17 protein-coding genes and 3 pseudogenes are annotated in these 15,466 nt (G+C 71.4%); 9 read left to right on the top strand and 11 right to left on the bottom strand.

Translation table 11 applies throughout. The features are described 5' to 3' along the window. The first annotated feature begins 282 nt into the window (after positions 1 to 282). Positions 283 to 645 (top strand): hypothetical protein, encoded by a 363-nt coding sequence (locus ACWEOE_RS31620; protein WP_452015604.1) that lies wholly within the window; start codon positions 283 to 285, stop codon positions 643 to 645. Positions 646 to 703: 58 nt separating this feature from the next. Here ACWEOE_RS31620 and ACWEOE_RS31615 read toward each other — a convergent pair whose 3' ends face one another. After that, positions 704 to 1,273, bottom strand: a complete 570-nt coding sequence (locus ACWEOE_RS31615) for a TetR/AcrR family transcriptional regulator (RefSeq protein WP_452015602.1) — start codon at positions 1,271 to 1,273, stop codon at positions 704 to 706. Positions 1,274 to 1,407: 134 nt separating this feature from the next. Here ACWEOE_RS31615 and ACWEOE_RS31610 point away from each other — a divergent pair, with 134 nt between their 5' ends. The 5 genes from ACWEOE_RS31610 to ACWEOE_RS31590 are packed head-to-tail and all read left to right on the top strand — an operon-like array spanning position 1,408 to position 6,700. Beyond that, positions 1,408 to 2,595 (top strand): acyl-CoA dehydrogenase family protein, encoded by a 1,188-nt coding sequence (locus tag ACWEOE_RS31610; protein WP_452015600.1) that lies wholly within the window; start codon positions 1,408 to 1,410, stop codon positions 2,593 to 2,595. After that, a complete protein-coding gene (locus ACWEOE_RS31605; protein WP_452015598.1) occupies positions 2,592 to 3,614 on the top strand; it encodes a phosphotransferase family protein in 1,023 nt (340 codons plus the stop codon). Before ACWEOE_RS31610 ends, ACWEOE_RS31605 begins: the two co-directional genes overlap by 4 nt. A gap of 2 nt (positions 3,615 to 3,616) precedes the next feature. Next, complete coding sequence (locus tag ACWEOE_RS31600) at positions 3,617 to 4,381, top strand: SDR family NAD(P)-dependent oxidoreductase (RefSeq protein ID WP_452015596.1); 765 nt, start codon at positions 3,617 to 3,619, stop codon at positions 4,379 to 4,381. Positions 4,382 to 4,411: 30 nt separating this feature from the next. Then, the gene (locus tag ACWEOE_RS31595; protein WP_452015594.1) at positions 4,412 to 4,864 is read left to right on the top strand and encodes a pyridoxamine 5'-phosphate oxidase family protein; all 453 of its coding nucleotides are present in this window, start codon (positions 4,412 to 4,414) and stop codon (positions 4,862 to 4,864) included. A gap of 51 nt (positions 4,865 to 4,915) precedes the next feature. Further along, complete coding sequence (locus ACWEOE_RS31590) at positions 4,916 to 6,700, top strand: serine/threonine-protein kinase (protein WP_452015592.1); 1,785 nt, start codon at positions 4,916 to 4,918, stop codon at positions 6,698 to 6,700. Here ACWEOE_RS31590 and ACWEOE_RS31585 read toward each other — a convergent pair. Beyond that, a complete protein-coding gene (locus tag ACWEOE_RS31585) occupies positions 6,697 to 7,968 on the bottom strand; it encodes a hypothetical protein (protein WP_452015590.1) in 1,272 nt (423 codons plus the stop codon). The genes ACWEOE_RS31590 and ACWEOE_RS31585 overlap by 4 nt on opposite strands. 83 nt (positions 7,969 to 8,051) lie before the next feature. Here ACWEOE_RS31585 and ACWEOE_RS31580 point away from each other — a divergent pair, with 83 nt between their 5' ends. After that, the gene (locus ACWEOE_RS31580) at positions 8,052 to 8,597 is read left to right on the top strand and encodes a hypothetical protein (RefSeq protein ID WP_452015588.1); all 546 of its coding nucleotides are present in this window, start codon (positions 8,052 to 8,054) and stop codon (positions 8,595 to 8,597) included. Positions 8,598 to 8,732: 135 nt separating this feature from the next. On the opposite strand, the gene ACWEOE_RS31575 is transcribed toward ACWEOE_RS31580, so the two are convergent. Next, entirely contained in the window at positions 8,733 to 9,695 is a 963-nt protein-coding gene (locus tag ACWEOE_RS31575) for a TerC/Alx family metal homeostasis membrane protein (protein ID WP_452015586.1), read from the bottom strand. 678 nt (positions 9,696 to 10,373) lie between these two features. Between ACWEOE_RS31575 and ACWEOE_RS31570 the strand changes: the two are divergent. Further along, positions 10,374 to 10,664 (top strand): annotated as a pseudogene (locus ACWEOE_RS31570) (carboxyl transferase domain-containing protein); the annotation flags it as partial. A 72-nt stretch (positions 10,665 to 10,736) separates the two neighbouring features. Here ACWEOE_RS31570 and ACWEOE_RS31565 read toward each other — a convergent pair. Together ACWEOE_RS31565 and ACWEOE_RS31560 are read right to left on the bottom strand one after the other, a co-directional pair. Further along, positions 10,737 to 10,973 (bottom strand): annotated as a pseudogene (locus ACWEOE_RS31565) (undecaprenyl-diphosphate phosphatase); the annotation flags it as partial. Between the two features lie 77 nt (positions 10,974 to 11,050). Continuing rightward, a pseudogene (locus ACWEOE_RS31560) lies at positions 11,051 to 11,230 on the bottom strand (DedA family protein); the annotation flags it as partial. A 116-nt stretch (positions 11,231 to 11,346) separates the two neighbouring features. Between ACWEOE_RS31560 and ACWEOE_RS31555 the strand changes: the two are divergent. Beyond that, entirely contained in the window at positions 11,347 to 12,522 is a 1,176-nt protein-coding gene (locus ACWEOE_RS31555) for a Glu/Leu/Phe/Val dehydrogenase dimerization domain-containing protein (protein WP_452015584.1), read from the top strand. Positions 12,523 to 12,526: 4 nt separating this feature from the next. Here the strand turns inward: ACWEOE_RS31555 and ACWEOE_RS31550 are convergent, their stop codons facing one another. From ACWEOE_RS31550 to ACWEOE_RS31525, 6 genes are all read right to left on the bottom strand, one after another. Further along, positions 12,527 to 13,057, bottom strand: a complete 531-nt coding sequence (locus ACWEOE_RS31550) for a hypothetical protein (RefSeq protein ID WP_452015582.1) — start codon at positions 13,055 to 13,057, stop codon at positions 12,527 to 12,529. Between the two features lie 51 nt (positions 13,058 to 13,108). Then, positions 13,109 to 13,807: a GAF and ANTAR domain-containing protein gene (locus ACWEOE_RS31545; protein ID WP_452015580.1), complete on the bottom strand. Its 699-nt coding sequence runs from the start codon at positions 13,805 to 13,807 to the stop codon at positions 13,109 to 13,111. Between the two features lie 79 nt (positions 13,808 to 13,886). Beyond that, positions 13,887 to 14,165: a gas vesicle protein K gene (locus tag ACWEOE_RS31540; RefSeq protein ID WP_452015578.1), complete on the bottom strand. Its 279-nt coding sequence runs from the start codon at positions 14,163 to 14,165 to the stop codon at positions 13,887 to 13,889. Continuing rightward, positions 14,158 to 14,343, bottom strand: a complete 186-nt coding sequence (locus ACWEOE_RS31535) for a gas vesicle protein (protein ID WP_452015576.1) — start codon at positions 14,341 to 14,343, stop codon at positions 14,158 to 14,160. Before ACWEOE_RS31535 ends, ACWEOE_RS31540 begins: the two co-directional genes overlap by 8 nt. Next, positions 14,340 to 15,104, bottom strand: a complete 765-nt coding sequence (locus ACWEOE_RS31530; protein WP_452015574.1) for a GvpL/GvpF family gas vesicle protein — start codon at positions 15,102 to 15,104, stop codon at positions 14,340 to 14,342. The genes ACWEOE_RS31535 and ACWEOE_RS31530 overlap by 4 nt, the downstream gene beginning before the upstream one ends. Further along, on the bottom strand, positions 15,097 to 15,465 hold the full coding sequence (locus ACWEOE_RS31525) for a gas vesicle protein (protein ID WP_452015572.1): 369 nt from the start codon (positions 15,463 to 15,465) through the stop codon (positions 15,097 to 15,099). Before ACWEOE_RS31525 ends, ACWEOE_RS31530 begins: the two co-directional genes overlap by 8 nt. Between the last annotated feature and the right edge of the window lies 1 nt (position 15,466).

Genomic DNA, 15,466 nt, shown 5'->3' with positions numbered 1-15,466 from the left:
CGCAACCGCCACTGCCACCCCAAACGCCACTTCGCCGTCAACTCCAAGATCCGCCGCCCCGATTACCTACCCAACGTTGCTTGATACGGCACTAGGATGGCCCATTCTCCTGGGGGAGGGAGGTCGGCGAGAATGTTCCAGGTTCCGGTGACCGCGAACATGCGGCGGTGGACGGTACGGCTGGTCGGGAACGCGGCGGTGTTCGCGTGCACACCGCGGGTCGGTGATCACCAAGCGGATGACCAAGCGGATCACCAAGCGGATCCCCCAGCGGACCGGCGCGTGGACCGCACGGCGGCCCACGCGCTGCCCCGGGCCTGGGACGGGCGCGGGCTCGGCCTGCCGCAGCACGAGGTCGCGGGCTTCACCGCGGCGCTCGGCGAGATCATGAAGACGCCGCTGTTCTGGCGGGCGTACCGCGGCGAAGAGAAGAACCCCGTCGACGAGAACCGCGCCGAGCGGAAGTGGGCCGAGCCCCACACCGACACCGAGGACGGCTTCGTCTACCTGAGCGGCCCGTGCGGCGAACCGTCCGACGTCGTGGGCTACCGGCCGGTGTACAGCTTCACGATCGCCCTCGCCGACCTGCGTGACCTGCGAATCCGGCTGGCCGCGTACCTGCGCGACAGCCTCGCCCGGGCCTGACCGGCACCCGAAGCCCCACCACCCCAAAAACCCTGGAACGCCCGAAACAGACCGACAACTACCCCGGAATCCCCACCAACCGCAGCGCGAAGCCGCTGTACTGCCACACCAGCGCGTCCTCGCTCTGCTCCCCGTCCGCGCGGTACCAGACCGCCACCCCCATCCCCAGGTCGAGCACCGCGTACGACGCCAGCCGCACGGACTCGACGTGGAACACCCCGGCGTCGACCCCGGCCTGCACGACCGCGCGGAAGCAGGCCTCGTACTCGGCGCGCAGCGCCAGCACCCGCGCACGGTGCGGTTCGGCGAGGCTACGGATCTCCCGCGTGCCCACGAAGGCCTCGAGCCGGTGCCGCGCGTGGTAGCGCACGTGGGCCTCGGTGGCGCGACGAAGGCGTTCGACCGGATCGGCGACACCGGAGACGGCGGCGCGGTGCGCGGCGAGCAGGTCGGTCATGGTGGTGACCATGATCGCCACCAGCAGGTCCTGCTTGGCGGCGACGTGCTTGTACAGGCTGGGGCCGCGGATCCCCACGGCCGCGCCGATGTCACCCATGGTCGTGCTCTCGAACCCCTTGCGGGTGAACAGCTCGAGCGCGGCCTCGCGGATGTGGCCGGACCGGTCCACACGACCTCCCTTCGGCTAACGCAGGATAGCCGACGCGCCGCCACCCGGGTGACTGAAACCACCGCACGAAGACACAGCAGCGCGTCTCAGCCTATAGTCGGCGGCTAATAGCCATTAGCCGATGGGAGTGCGCCATGGCCGTCGACCTCTCGCCCGGGCCGGAGGTCGCCGACCTCGCCCGGCGCACCGCGCAGTTCGTCCGGGACGTGGTGATCCCCGTCGAGGAGGAGCACCGCGGTGTGGTGCACTCCGACGAAGTGCGCCGGCAGCTGCAGAGCGCCGCCAAGGAAGCCGGTGTGTTCGCCCCGCACGTGAGCGCCGAGTACGGCGGCCACGGGCTGGACATGCGCGGCCGCGCCGCCGTGTTCGAAGAGGCCGGGTACTCGCTGCTCGGCCCGCTCGCGCTGAACATCGCCGCGCCCGACGAGGGCAACATGCACATGCTCGAGGCGATCGCGAGCGACGCGCAGAAGGAGCGCTACCTGCGCCCCCTCGCGACCGGCGAGATCCGGTCGTGCTTCGCGATGACCGAACCCGCGCCGGGCGCCGGGTCCGACCCGGGCGCGCTGGCGACACGAGCGGAACGCGTCGAGGACGGCTGGCGCATCACCGGCCGCAAGTGGTTCATCACCGGGGCCGAGGGCGCCGGGTTCACGATCTGCATGGCCCGCACGTCCGGCGAGCCCGGCCACACCGGCGGCGCGACGATGTTCCTCGTCGACGCGGACGCCCCCGGCATGAAGGTGGTCCGCCACATCGACACGCTCGACGAAAGCCTCTTCGGCGGCCACATCGAGCTCGACTTCGACGGCTGCGTGGTGCCCGAGGACGCCGTGCTCGGCGAGGTCGACGAAGGATTCCGCTACGCGCAGGTCCGCCTCGGCCCGGCGCGGATGACGCACTGCATGCGCTGGCTCGGCATCGCCCGCCGCGCGCAGGACATCGCCGTGGCCCGCGCGGCCGAGCGGGAGCTGTTCGGCTCGCGCCTCGGTGACCTGGGCATGGTGCAGCAGATGATCGCCGACAACGAGATCGACATCGCCGCCTCACGCGGCCTGATCCGCCAGGCCTGCTGGGAGCTCGATCGGGGTGAGCACGCTTCGCAGTCGACGGCGATCGCGAAGACGTTCTGCGCCGAGGCGATCTGGCGCGTGGTCGACCGCTCGGTGCAGATCTGCGGTTCGCTCGGCATTTCCGGTGACGTGCTGCTGGGCCGCTTCCTGCGTGAGGTCCGCCCGTTCCGCATCTACGACGGACCCTCGGAAACGCACCGCTGGGCCATCGCGCGCCGCGTGCTGCGCCGTTCGAAGGCCACGCGATGACGGTCGACGGCCTCGACCTCCCGGCGCTCGAAGCGTTTTTCACCGCCGAGGTCCCCGGGTTCACCGGCCGGCTGAGCGCCGAGATGCTGCAGGGCGGCCGGTCGAACCTCACCTACATCCTCACCGACGGCCACGCCCGCTGGGTGCTGCGCCGGCCGCCGCTGGGCGGGCTCACCCCCTCGGCGCACGACATGGGCCGCGAGTACCGCGTGGTGGCGGCGTTGCGCGACAGCGACGTGCCGGTCGCGCGCGCCGTGGCACTGGGTGGCGAAGACGTGCTCGGGGTGCCGTTCTCGGTGGTCGAGCACGTCGACGGCGTGGTCATCCGGACCACCGAACAGCTCGACGAGCTGGCCGACGACGACGTGCGCCGCTGCGCCCACGGTCTCGTCGACGTGCTGGCCCGCCTGCACGCCGTCGACCCGCACGCCGTGGGGCTCGACGACTTCGGCCGGCCCGAGGGTTACCTCGCCCGCCAGGTCCGCCGGTGGCACGACCAGTGGCTGCGGGTGAAAACGCGTGATCTGCCCGACGTCGACACGCTACACGCCCGGCTGGCCGAGACCTGCCCGGCCGAGAGCGGCGCGTCGATCGTGCACGGCGACTACCGCATCGACAACGTCATCCTCGCCCCGGACGACCCGGCGAAGGCCCGCGCGGTCGTGGACTGGGAAATGGCGACGCTCGGCGATCCGCTCGCCGATCTGGGGCTGCACCTGGTGTACTCGGACCCGGCGTTCGCCCCCGTGCTCGCCGGCGCGGCCGCGTCCACGAGCGACCGCCTGCCGCCGGTGCGCGACCTCGCGCAGCGCTACGCCGAGATCAGCGGACGTGACCTTGGGCGCCTCGATTTCCACCTCGCGCTCGGGTACTTCAAGATCGCCGTGATCGCCGAGGGCATCCACGCGCGGTACCAGCAGGGGCTCACGCGCGGGTCGGGCTTCGAGTCGGTCGGCGGGGCCGTCGCGCCGCTCGTCGCCGCCGGACTGCGGGCCGCGGCGCGGATCGGCGGGGAGTGACCATGGCCGTGCTGGACCTGTTCCGCCTCGACGGCAAGGTCGCCGTGGTCACGGGCGCGAGCTCCGGGCTGGGCGCGGGGTTCGCCCACGCGCTGGCCGAGGCCGGCGCCGACGTCGTGCTGGCCGCCCGCCGCACCGACCGGCTGGCCGAGGTCGCCGACGGCGTGCGTGCGCTGGGCCGGCGCGCCGAAGTGGTGGCCGCCGACGTGGCGGAGCCGGCGAGCTGCGAGGCGCTGGCGGCGGCCGCGCTCGCCGCGTTCGGGCAGATCGACGTGCTGGTGAACAACGCCGGGGTGGGCACCGCCGTCCCGGCGCTGCGGGAGACGCCCGAGCAGTTCCGCCGGGTCGTGGACGTGAACCTCAACGGCGTCTACTGGGCCGCGCAGGCGTGCGGACGCGTGATGGCGGCCGGGTCGAGCATCGTGAACATCAGCAGCGTGCTCGCGCTCGTGAAGTCCTACGCGCCGCAGGCGGCCTACGCGGCGAGCAAGGCCGGCGTGCTCGGGCTGACCCGCGATCTGGCGCAGCAGTGGTCGGGCCGGCGGGGCATCCGCGTGAACGCGATCGCGCCCGGCTACTTCGCCAGCGAGATGACCGAGGACATCCCCGACGACGTGCTCCTGCCGTTCGTGAAGCAGTACAGCCCGCTCGGGCGGCTCGGGCGGCAGCACGAACTCGACGCCGCCGTGGTGTTCCTCGCGAGCGACGCGTCTTCCTACATCACGGGCACGACCCTTGCGGTGGACGGCGGGATGTCCGGACACTGAGGAGCCCAGTGTCCGGAAGGGAGGCCGCCCATGACGCTCCTCGACGCCGACGTCCGCCGCGTCCTGGCCGCCGCGAAACTGTCCTTTGTGGCCACCACCCGGGCCGACGGCGCCCCGAGCCTGTCCCCCAAGGCCTCGGTGACCGTGTACGACGACGAGCACCTGGTCTTCATGGACATGGCCTCGCCGGGCACCGTGGAGAACCTGCGGCGCGACCCACGCGTCGAGGTCAACACGGTCGACTTCTTCCGCCGCCGCGGGTATCGCCTCCGCGGCACGGCCTCGATCCTGCCGCCGGGCGACCCGGTGCACACCTGGCTGGCCGAGCGGCTGCTCGCCGTGCACGGGCCGGGGTACCCGTTCCACCACGCCGTGCTGATCCGGGTGGAGGAAGTCCATCCCGTGCTGTCGCCGGCTTACACCTTCGGCGGGGCGACGGAGGAGGCCTTGGTCGAGGAGTGGCGGGTCCGGTACTCGGAGTGACCATCCCGAGATCGCCTGAACTCGACGCCGCTCACCCCTTACACTCACCCGGTGGCTCCGCAGGTGATCGCCGGGCGTTACCGGTTGGAGGAGCGCCTCGGCGCCGGCGGGATGGGTGTCGTGTGGCGAGCGACGGACCTGGAGCTGCGGCGCACGGTCGCGCTCAAGCGCTCACTCGACGGCGACGGTGGCCAGATCCGGCGTGAGGCCCGGCTGGGCGCGTCGCTGCACCACCCGCACGTCGTGGCGGTGTTCGACTCCGTGGCCGACGGCGACGACCGGTGGCTGGTCATGGAGTACCTGCCGGCGCGAAGCCTGGAGCAGGTCGTGCGCGCCGACGGCGTGCTGACACCGGAGCGCGCGGCGGCCGTGGGCACGCAGATCGCGTCCGCGCTGGTCGCGATGCACGCGCGGGACCTGGTGCACCGCGACATCACGCCCGGCAACGTGCTGGTCACCGGCGACGGCACGGCCAAGCTCGCCGACCTCGGCATCTCGCGCGGTGAAGAGGTCACGCTCACCGGCGGCGCCAGCGTCGGCGGCACGGCCGGGTACCTCGCACCGGAGGTGGCCAATGGCTACGCGGCCGGCCCCGCCGCCGACGTCTTCTCCCTCGGCGCGACGCTGTTCGCCGCCGTGGAGGGTGTTTCCCCTTGGGGCAGCGGGGAAAACGGCCCGTTCGCGCAGCTGCGGCGCGCGGCGCGGGGCAAACCCGAGCCCACGCGCCACGCCGGCCCGCTCGCGCTCGCGCTGACGTTGATGCTCGAGCGGCACCCCGAGAACCGCCCCACGGCCGCCGAAGCCGAGGCCCTGCTCGGCGGCGCCCCGGAAACGCAGCCCCTACCCCGCCGGCGCCGGTCCCGGCGCCTGAAGCTGGTCGCCGCGGGCGTGCTCGGCGCCGTGGTGCTGCTGGTGGCCGGGTTGCTCGTGTTCACGCGCAGCCGGCCGCCGGCCGCGAACGCGACGTCGGACCTCGTCGGCGATCCGCGTACGGCCGACCCGTGCTCGCTGCTCACCGTGAACTCGCTCGCGCCCTACGGCAAGGTCTTCCTCGAACCGAACCTCGGCACGTTCGCCCGCTGCGACCTCGACACGACGCTGCCCGACGACGGTGGCACGATCGTCACCAGCCTGGAGCTCACCGCGCCCGAGGAGTACCCGCAGGTGCCGCCGGTGCGCGGCCGCCTCGGCGAGATCCAGCGCCCCAACGCCGACCCGGGCAAGTGCCGCCGCTACTTCGTGCTGCCCGACCTGCGGCTCGTCACCGTCAGCTCCGTGCGCGCCGACGGCGGCGACGCCCCGCAGCTGTGCGCGATGTCCGACGCCGTGGTCGGCGACGCCTACGCCAGCGTGGTCCGCGGCCCGATCGCCCGGCGCGCCCAGCCGTTCCCACCGTCGTCACTGGCGCTGGTCGACGCGTGCACCCTCGTCGACGACGCGACCCTGCGCCGGGTGACGGGCCCGGACCACCCGACCGATCGCTACTTCGGGAACTGGGCGTGTTCGTGGGGCGAGGACGCGGAATCGGTGGACCTGTACTACGACCGTCAGTGGCCCCTGGAGACCGATCCGCCGGACGGCCAGACCCGGGTCACGGTCGGCGGCCGTACCGCGTACGTCGACCCCCACGAGGACGACGGGGACGTCTGCGATGTCACGGTGGTCTACCGCACGTACACGCCGGTGCTGCCGACGGTGAAAGGCACACCGGCTCAGCGCGACGAGGTCGTGCTCGTCGAGTTCACCGACGACGCGCACAAGGGTGATCTGACCACGATCTGCACCACCGCGAAGTCGATCGCCGCCGTTGTCGCCGCTCGCTTGCCGTCGGTCTAGGCAGGTTCCTTCTCCGAAGTCTCGACCGGCTTCGCTCCGCGCTCGTCGGCCGCATACGCCTGAGCTTCCGCGTTGGCGCCATAATCGGCCGTCTCGCGTTGCAGGCGGCGACGCACCTTCGGCTGTTGCGCGAGCGCGATCGCGAACACCGTGAGCAGGACCCACATCACGACGCAGCTGAGCAGGATCGCGATCCCGGGCACCCAGACGTTGCCCAGCCGCTCCGTCAACGTCCGGGCGGCCAGCGCCCGCCACACGAGCATGAAGTTCACGGCGTAGCCGACCACGGACGCCACCGCGAAGGCGATCAGGAACTGCCGCAGCGTCCCGGTTTTCCGGCGTTTCAGCAGGGGTTCGTCGCGGTTCGGCAGGGCGATCGACAGCACGTTGCCCACGCCGAGCCACAGCAGGATGAAACACACCACCAGCACGCACGCCCGCACGAACGCGCCGAACTCCCCCGCGCGCCACGCGAGCAAGGCGCTCAGCGCGAACCCGATCGGCGCGACGATGCACACCAGCGCCAGGTTCTTGATCACCAGCACGTGCCACAGCCGCGCGCCGGTGTCGAGGGCCGCCCGCACGCGCATGGCGTCGAAGCTCATCGCGTTGACGCAGACGGCGCCGCCCATCACGTACGAGATCGTCCACAACCCCAGGTACGGCAGCCACTTCTGGTCCTCGTCCCAGCGGAACAGCCGAAGGTAGCCCAGGTACAGCAGGCCCAGGCCGAACGCGATCCCCAGCGCCTTGACCGACTTGCGGGGCTTGCGCGTGAGCACGTACCGGATCTCGCCGGCCAGCCCGTGGGCGAGGGCGGGTCCGTGGCGGCTCACGGCGTTGGTGCCGTGCAGGGGAACGTGCCCGTCGACGGTCGCCGCGTCCGGCTCGTCCTCACCCGCGCGGATGCGGGCCAGCCGCGCCTCCAACACGGCTCGCGCCGCGTCGGTCAAGGCCATGCGCGCGATCGCCACGGCCGCCACCCCGTCGCGTTCGGCCTGCGCCGCGTCCTCGTGCGTCACGGTGCCGGTGGTGCCTTCGTCCGGCTCGGCGTCGAGGTGGTTCTGGCGCAACCGCGCCCATTCCGCCGACAGCCGCGCGGGGTCGACGTCGCGGCGCAGTTCCGTTCGCTGGTCGTCGGCGGTGGAACGCGCTTTGCCGATCAGCCGGCGGACTTCTTCCTCGTCCTGCCACTTCGCGGCGATCGCGTTCTTCTCGGCCGCCGCCGCGCGCTGGACCAGCTCCACGAGATCGTCGACCGCTGCCATGGCTCACATCGTAGAAGGGGGTGAACAGCGCGGTACAGACGTGATTTTCAGCCGTGGACTGGAGCGATTGGACAGGAGGGGGGATGAGCGATCAGGAGCAGTTCGAGCTCGCCGGGCTGCCGCATTCGCGCTGCAATTTCGCGCGCGTGCGCGTGAACGGCGCGCTCGTCGGCCAGGGTGGCACCTTCGTGAACGCGGAACCGATCATGCCGCGCTACATCGGGCGCAACTTGGGGAACCTGAAGGGGAACCTCCGGCCGAGGTGGTCGACCTCGACCAGTTCATCGGGATCCGCAAGCAGCTCCGCCTCGCCGCGTCCGCCGCCTACCTCCGCGCGAGCCTCCCGGGCCCCGCCGGCGCGTACGTGCGTGAAGACATCACCAACGAATGCCTGCACGCCACCACCGAACCCGTGCCCGCCGCCCCGTCCGGGCTTCGAGGTCACGCACCGGCCGCGCACCGCCGCGGTGGAGGACAGCGATCTGTGGTGCTTCGGGCCGCTGGGCGCGGGAACGTCGTTGACGAGCAAGGTCACGGGCCGCGCTCTCCACGCCAGCGCGACGACGACGGCGGGTGGGAGCCCGCGGGCGCACCAGGACCCGGTGGCGTCGAAGCTGTACTTCACCTGAACCCGGCCCCGCGCCGGTCACGAACCGGGGCTGCGCGGCGGGTTCATCGCCGCGCACGTGATCACCACCGCGGTGAGCAGGAGGACGGTCAGGAACAGCTCGATCAGCAGGGTGGCAGCCATCGTTTCGGTCCCGTCAGCGGTCGGCCAGGTGGTTCGCCCGGAGGCTGGTGGCGGTGACCGTGCCCAGCACGAGGACGATCACGGCCAGGGAGATCGGCGTGGGGATCTGCGGCACGGCGGGCCAGATCCCGTGGGCCCAGTGCAGGACCAGCTTCACCCCGATGAACGCGAGGATGAGGGCCAGTCCGTGGTTGAGGTGGCGGAGCTTGGCCAGCGCGGTGTGCAGCACGAAGTACAGGGCCCTCAGCCCCAGCAGGGCGAACGCGTTGGTGGCGAACACCAGGTACGGATCCTCGGTGATGCCGTAGACCGCGGGCACGGAGTCGATCGCGAACACCACGTCGGTGGTGAACACCGCCACCACCACGACCAGCAACGGCGTGAACACCCGCCGCCCGTGCTCCCGCACCGACAAGCGCGCGCCCCGGTAGTCGTCGGTGATCGGGATGAATCTGCGCAGCACCCGCACCGACCGCATCCGCGACGGGTCCGGCTCGGCCTCCGTGCCGGCCAGCGCCTGCTGCAGGATCTTGACCGCCGACCCGAACAGGACCAGCCCGAACACCAGGAACGCCCACGTCCCCGCGGAGAGCAGCGCCGCCCCGGCCGCGATGAAGACGCCTCGCAGCACCAGCGCGCCCACGATGCCGTAGAGCAGCACCCGCTGCTGCAGTGCCGCCGGCACCGCGAACGCGGCCAGCAGCAGCATGAACACGAACAGGTTGTCGACCGACAGGGACTTCTCGACCACGAACCCCGTGAGGAACTCCACGGCCTGGGCGCTGCCGAACGCCGTCCACAGCCACAGCCCGAACACCACCGGCAGCGCCAGGTAGAACGCCGACCAGCCCAGCGCCTCCCGCATCGACACCTCGTGCGGACGCCGCGTCACCACGAAGTCGACGACCAGCAACAGGACCAGCACCGCGATGCTGATCAGCCACAACCACAGGGATCCCACGGACTCGACGGGCACGAGCACCTCCTCGAACGAGCGCACAACGGCGCGGGTTCGAGGTCTCCTTCACCCGATGCCCCCGGCACGGGCGGTCTCCCGGGGACATCACGGGATGTCCGTACTGACCGGGCAGACCCTGCGGAAGTACTCCCCTCACCAGTAGTATCACCCACGCCGGCGAGTAAGTAAAGGGTTATTAAAGGCGCAGCTCGCCGTTCCGGCGCCGGCGGCAGCCAACCCTCGGCGAACGCGACCCGCCGTCCCGCGCCCCGGCCGGAACCTTGCCACCGCCGACCGTTTCACATTTCGTCGAAATCGACTCACGCCACGCTTCGAATGACCAACCCGGCCGATTCGGGAACGGAAGATGCCCGAACGTATCCCGCTCGAGACCGGTGTCCGCCAGATCACAGCGGCCCACCCACGCACGGGTCGACCCGACTTCACAACGCCACATTTTCCTTGCCGTACAACAACTCTCATCAACCGAAGGAAGCACCACGGGCGCCACACTCCCTCCCGTATCCGTCAAATCAGTCACCTCCCGTACCCGTGCCGGATTATTCCCGCCACGCCTTGAGCTAGATCACATCGCGACTTCGAACCCGCGCGCTTTTCGCGGCTATCCTCGAAATTCCGCCGCCCCACGGCGAATGCGGCAGAACCCACCGAAATCGCGGAGAACCCCTCTTGACAGTGCGTGAAGAGGCCGCCCGTGCGCAGCAGGAGAGCATCGACCCGTGGTACGCGGATTCGGTGCTCGGCCTGCGCCGCAGGCAGGCCGAGAAGGCGGAACGCGAGCGGCGTGGCGCCGAGCGGCAGGGCCGGGCGGGCAAGCGTTCCGCGCGCGAGCGCGTGCACACGCTGCTCGACCCCGGCTCCTTCACCGAAACCGGTTCCCTGCTGCGCCGGCGCACCCAGGGCAATCGGCCCTGGGGTGACGCCGTGGTGACCGGCCACGGCACCGTGCGCGGGCGGGAAGTGTGCGTGTTCGCGCAGGATCGACAGGAAAAACGACAGCCGCGTGGCCGCCACGCGGTCGAGGCCACGCAGCAGGCCCGTCGAAATCGTCGCGCCGGAGCGGGACAAGCCGGGCAACAGCAGGACGAGTATCTGCGACGCCCCGACGAGCAGCGCATCGGCCAGGGTGGACTCGGCCTCACCGCGTTTGCCCGTCCCGAAGCGATCCGCGGCCCCCATCACCCCGCTGCCCACGATCAGCGACACCGCCACCACCCACAACGACGCGAGCGGCCCCTTCACCAACGACTGGAACAGCAACCCGGCGACGACCACCGGCACCGTCGCCAGGATGACCCACCACGCGAACCGGTAGTCGTGCTCGCGGCGCGCTCGCGGATCGACCAGCCCCACGGCAGCGACAGGTGGACGGTGGCCGTCGCGCCGGTCGTGCAGAACAACCCGGCGGTGAACAGGAGCGAGTCGCCCGGGAGGAAGAACCCGATCAGCAACCCGGTCTCGGCGAACAGGACCACGAACACCCCCGCCGCGCCCAGGCTCGAGAGCCACGACGTCGCGCTCAACGGATTCATGCACCCTCCATACTTCGACATCTCTGTAGTATTTCTACAGCATTGTAGTTTGACGGGTGCGGGCAACCTGGCCGCTGCTGCATGATGAGCCGGCACCCCGAACAGAACAGGACCCGATGACGTCGACTCCGCCCGGACGGCAGCCGCACCTGCAGATCACCTGGACCGACGCCGTGACCGGACGCGCCGGCTTCGTGGTCATCGACCGCCTGGTGCGCGGGGTGTCCAGCGGCGGGCTGCGGATGCGCGAGGGCTGCACGCTCGCGGAAGTGCGCGGGCTCGCCGAGGGCATGACGCGCAAGGAGGCGCTGCACTTCGAACCCGGCGCCCGCTACGTCCCGCTCGGCGGCGCCAAGGGCGGCATCGACTGCAACCCGCACCACCCCGACGCGCGCGGCGTGCTCACGCGGTTCCTCGCCGCGGTGCGGGCCATCGTCGAGCGGCACTGGACCACCGGTGAAGACCTGGGCGTGCGGCAGGACACGATCGACGAGGTGGTCGCCGAGCTGGGCCTGACCAGCTCCGTGCAGGCCGTGTACCCGCTGCTCGACGACGCCGACGAGGCCCGCGCCCGGCTGGCGAAAGCGTTTGCGATCGACGTCGACGGGGTCGCGCTGCCCGAGCTCGTCGGCGGGCTCGGCGTGGCCCAGGCCGCGCTCACCGCGCTGGACCGGCTCGGGCTGCCGGCCCGCCGCGCGTTCGTGCAGGGATTCGGTTCCATGGGCGGCGCGACCGCGCGGTACCTGGCACGCGCGGGCGTGCTCGTGGTCGGGATCGCCGATGCGAACGGCGTGCTCGTCAACCCCGCCGGCCTCGACGTCGAGCGGCTCCTGCGCACCCGCGATCCGCTCGGCGGCGTCGATCGGACGCAGCTGCGCCCCGACGACCGTGAGCTCCCGCCGGCCGCGTGGCTCGACGTCGAGTGCGATGTGCTCGTGCCCGCCGCCATCTCGTACTGCCTCGACGAGACGAACCAGCACCGCGTGAGCGCCCGGCTCGTCGTCGAGGCGGCCAATCTGCCGACGACCCCGGGCGCCGAGGCCGCGCTCGCCGCGCGCGGCGTGACCGTGATCCCCGACTTCGTCGCCAACTCGGCCACCAACGCCTGGTGGTGGTGGACGCTGTTCGGCGACCTCGAGGCCGACGCCGGCGAGGCCGGGGCGAAGGTCCGCGGCGCGATGCACCGCATCGTCGGCGAAATCCTGACCACCGACGGCAATTCTCCCCGGACGGTGGCGCAGCGGGTCGTCGACCGCAAGCTCGCGGAGATCGAGTCCCGCTACCCCGCCTGACCCCTCACCCCTTCCCGGCGAGCCACGCCTCCAGCCGCCGGCGCAGGGTGAAGAACAGCACCAGCGCGGCCGCGATGATCGCGCCACCCAGCCACATCAGGCCGGTCCCCCACAGACCCGTGTAGTGGTACGGCTTCTTCGCCTCGGGCACCCTCGCGGCGATTTCGTCGACCCGGGTCTGGATCCGTTTCTGCTCGGCCTCGGTCAGCCCGTCGGCCGCCAACTGGTGGACCAGATCGCCGATCTCGCCGTCCTGCTGGGGCGTGAATCCCGCGAAGCCCATGGGGGCCCCGAACGAGACGCTCGACGCCGTGCACGACAACGCCTCACCCGTGTCGACGCTCAGGTGCACCCCGACGTACTCGTCGCAGCCGGCACCCTCGTGCCCGAACCCGATCCGGTAGGCGTCCGCGACATCGCTGCGCTGCGCACCTCCGGTGATCAGGCAAGCGACCCCGTACAGCAGGGCCACCCCGAGCAGGACCTTCGGCACGAACCGGGCGACGGTGCGCCGCAGCGACACAGGACTGGGCATGGTGGGCAGTGTGGTGGATCCGGACGGGACCGGTCCCCGCGCGCGAAGCGGTCACACCTCGCGACGGTGCTCGACCAGCCAGGTGGCCACTTCGTTCAGCTTCAGGTTCGTGGTCTGGGACGATTCGACCAGCAGGCGGAACGCCTGCACGGCGTCGATGTCGTGGCGTTGCATGAGGATGCCCTTGGCCATGCCGATCATGTCGCGGGACTCGATGGCGGCGTGCAACTGCGCCTCGGTGCGCGCGCCGACCAGGGCGATCGCCGCGTGGGTGGCGAACATGTGGCCGTCCTGTTCGGTCTGGTCGCTGAAGGCGTCGACCCGGTCGGCGTAGAGGTTGAGGGCGCCGAGCGTGTCGTCGGTGACGAACAGGCGGTAGGAGAGCATCGAGCGGATGCCGGTCTCGGCGGCTTCGGGGGTGAAGGCGGGCCAGCGGCGCTCGTCGAGCAGGTTGCCGGTGCGGAAGACCTGGTGGCGGACGATCGCGTCGAGACAGGGGCCCTGGCCGGTGCGGTACTGGATGTCGTCGACCGTGTGCACGACTTCACCCGTCGGGGCGACGGTGCGGATGCGCCCGCCGTCCTCGACGAGGGCGATGCCGGCGTGCTCGGCGCCCTCGACGTGGTCCACCGCGGCCTTCACGATCGCCGCGAGGGTCGAGCCGAGGTCGGGTTCGGCCTGCAGCGTGCGGGCGAGGCCGCCCAGCACGCTGCTGAGTCTCTCCGGGGCAGGCAGGTCGGCGCGGGACACGCGCGGCTCCTCTCGCTGGTGGATCTTCCCTCGTAAGGTGCCCACCAGGACACTCGGCGTAACGCACCCGGGGAAGCCGCTATTCGGACAACAGCGGACCCAACGGACCCAGATCGAGGTTCAGGTCCCGCCGTTCCAGGCCGAAGTGCTCGCACAGTTCGTCCATGCGCAGGTCGAGGTACATCAGCGTCTGCCCGATCTCCTCGACCTTGGGGTCGGGCAGGTCGCCGTCGTCGACGCGGCGCAGGGCCTGGCGTTCCATCAGCTGACGCAGCAGCTCGACCACGGTCAGCACGAGGCTGACGAGGCTGCGTTCGGCCGTCTCGGGATCGGCGTTGATCCGGCGCTCCTCACTCATGGTGGGGTCGCAGCGCCGAGACGGACGTGACGAGCGTGCGCAGGGAGATGTGGACGAGGTCCACGTCCGCGATGGCCAGGGTGATCTCCCCGCTCACCACCACACCACCCGCGAGCACGCGGTCGAGCAGGTCGATCAGGGCCACATTGCGCTCACCCACGCGGGCCGGTGAAGTCATGCTCCCTCCAAGGAAGAAAACGAGTACGGCGGCCACGGTCCGGTCAGCTGCACGGTGAGCACGTCGCTGTCACGCCCGCAGGCGGCCACCGCTTCGGCGAACCGCTCGGCCGCGGAGGATTCGACGAGGTAGGCGCCGTTGAGCACCATCGGGCCCTGCTCCCCCGTCATGGTGCGGCTCTGCGGCGGGTGCGTGCACGCGTCGGCCGAGAGCTCCGACAGCGCCGAGTGCAGGTGAGCCACCTCGTCCGACGCGCGTTGCTGCCGGTCCTCTCGCGCGGCGAGCGCGGTGCGCCGCCGGGCCAGGTAGGCGGCGCCGGCGCCCTGCCCCGACGGCGCGGCCGGGGCCGCCTCGGGCTCGGTCTCCAGGAACGCCTTGACCCCCCATTCGACGCGGCCCGACACGTGCTCCAGCGCCCGCTCGAAGTCCCCGGCCCGCTCGCACACGGCTTCGCGCACCGAGGCGTCGTCGTGGTACACCGTCGCGAGCCGGACCGGCACCACCGGGCCGCGGGCCACGAGCGAAGCGACCACGGCGTCGTGCGCGCGGGCCACGGCGGCGAGCCAGTCGAGGTCCTCCAGGTTGCGGCGCAACGCTTCCTCGCCGAACGAGCCCAGCGGCACGGTGCCGGCGACGGCCGTGAGCCCGGCCGCCTCGACGGCGCGGGGCACCTCCCCCGCCACTCCCGTCGCCCCGGCGAGCGCCTCCGGTTCCACGGTCCGCGTCACGCCGTAGAGCCAGATCCCGGTCCCCTCAGTCATCCTCGTCCCCACCGTCCTTTTCGGACTCCGCTTCGAGGGCCGGTGTCCCGCCGGACTCGAGCTCGGCGATGCGGGCCCGCAGCTCGCGGTTCTCGTTCTGCAGCTTCCCGCTGTCCCCGGTCAGCCACGGATCGCTTTCCCACCAGTTGATGCCGACCTCGCGCGCCGTCTCCAGCGAGGCGATCACCAGCCGCAGCTTGATCGTGAGCAGCTCGATGTCGAGCAGGTTCACGCGGATGTCCCCGGCGATGACCAAGCCCTTGTCCAGCACGCGTTCGAGAATGTCACCCAGGTTCGCGGGCTGGCCGCCCGCGGCGCCGAGCCCGCCCTGGGACCTGGTCACCGGTTGCCCCGAAACCATG

This window comes from Amycolatopsis sp. NPDC004368 (assembly GCF_053602515.1).
This window is presented reverse-complemented; position numbering and strand designations above follow the sequence as displayed.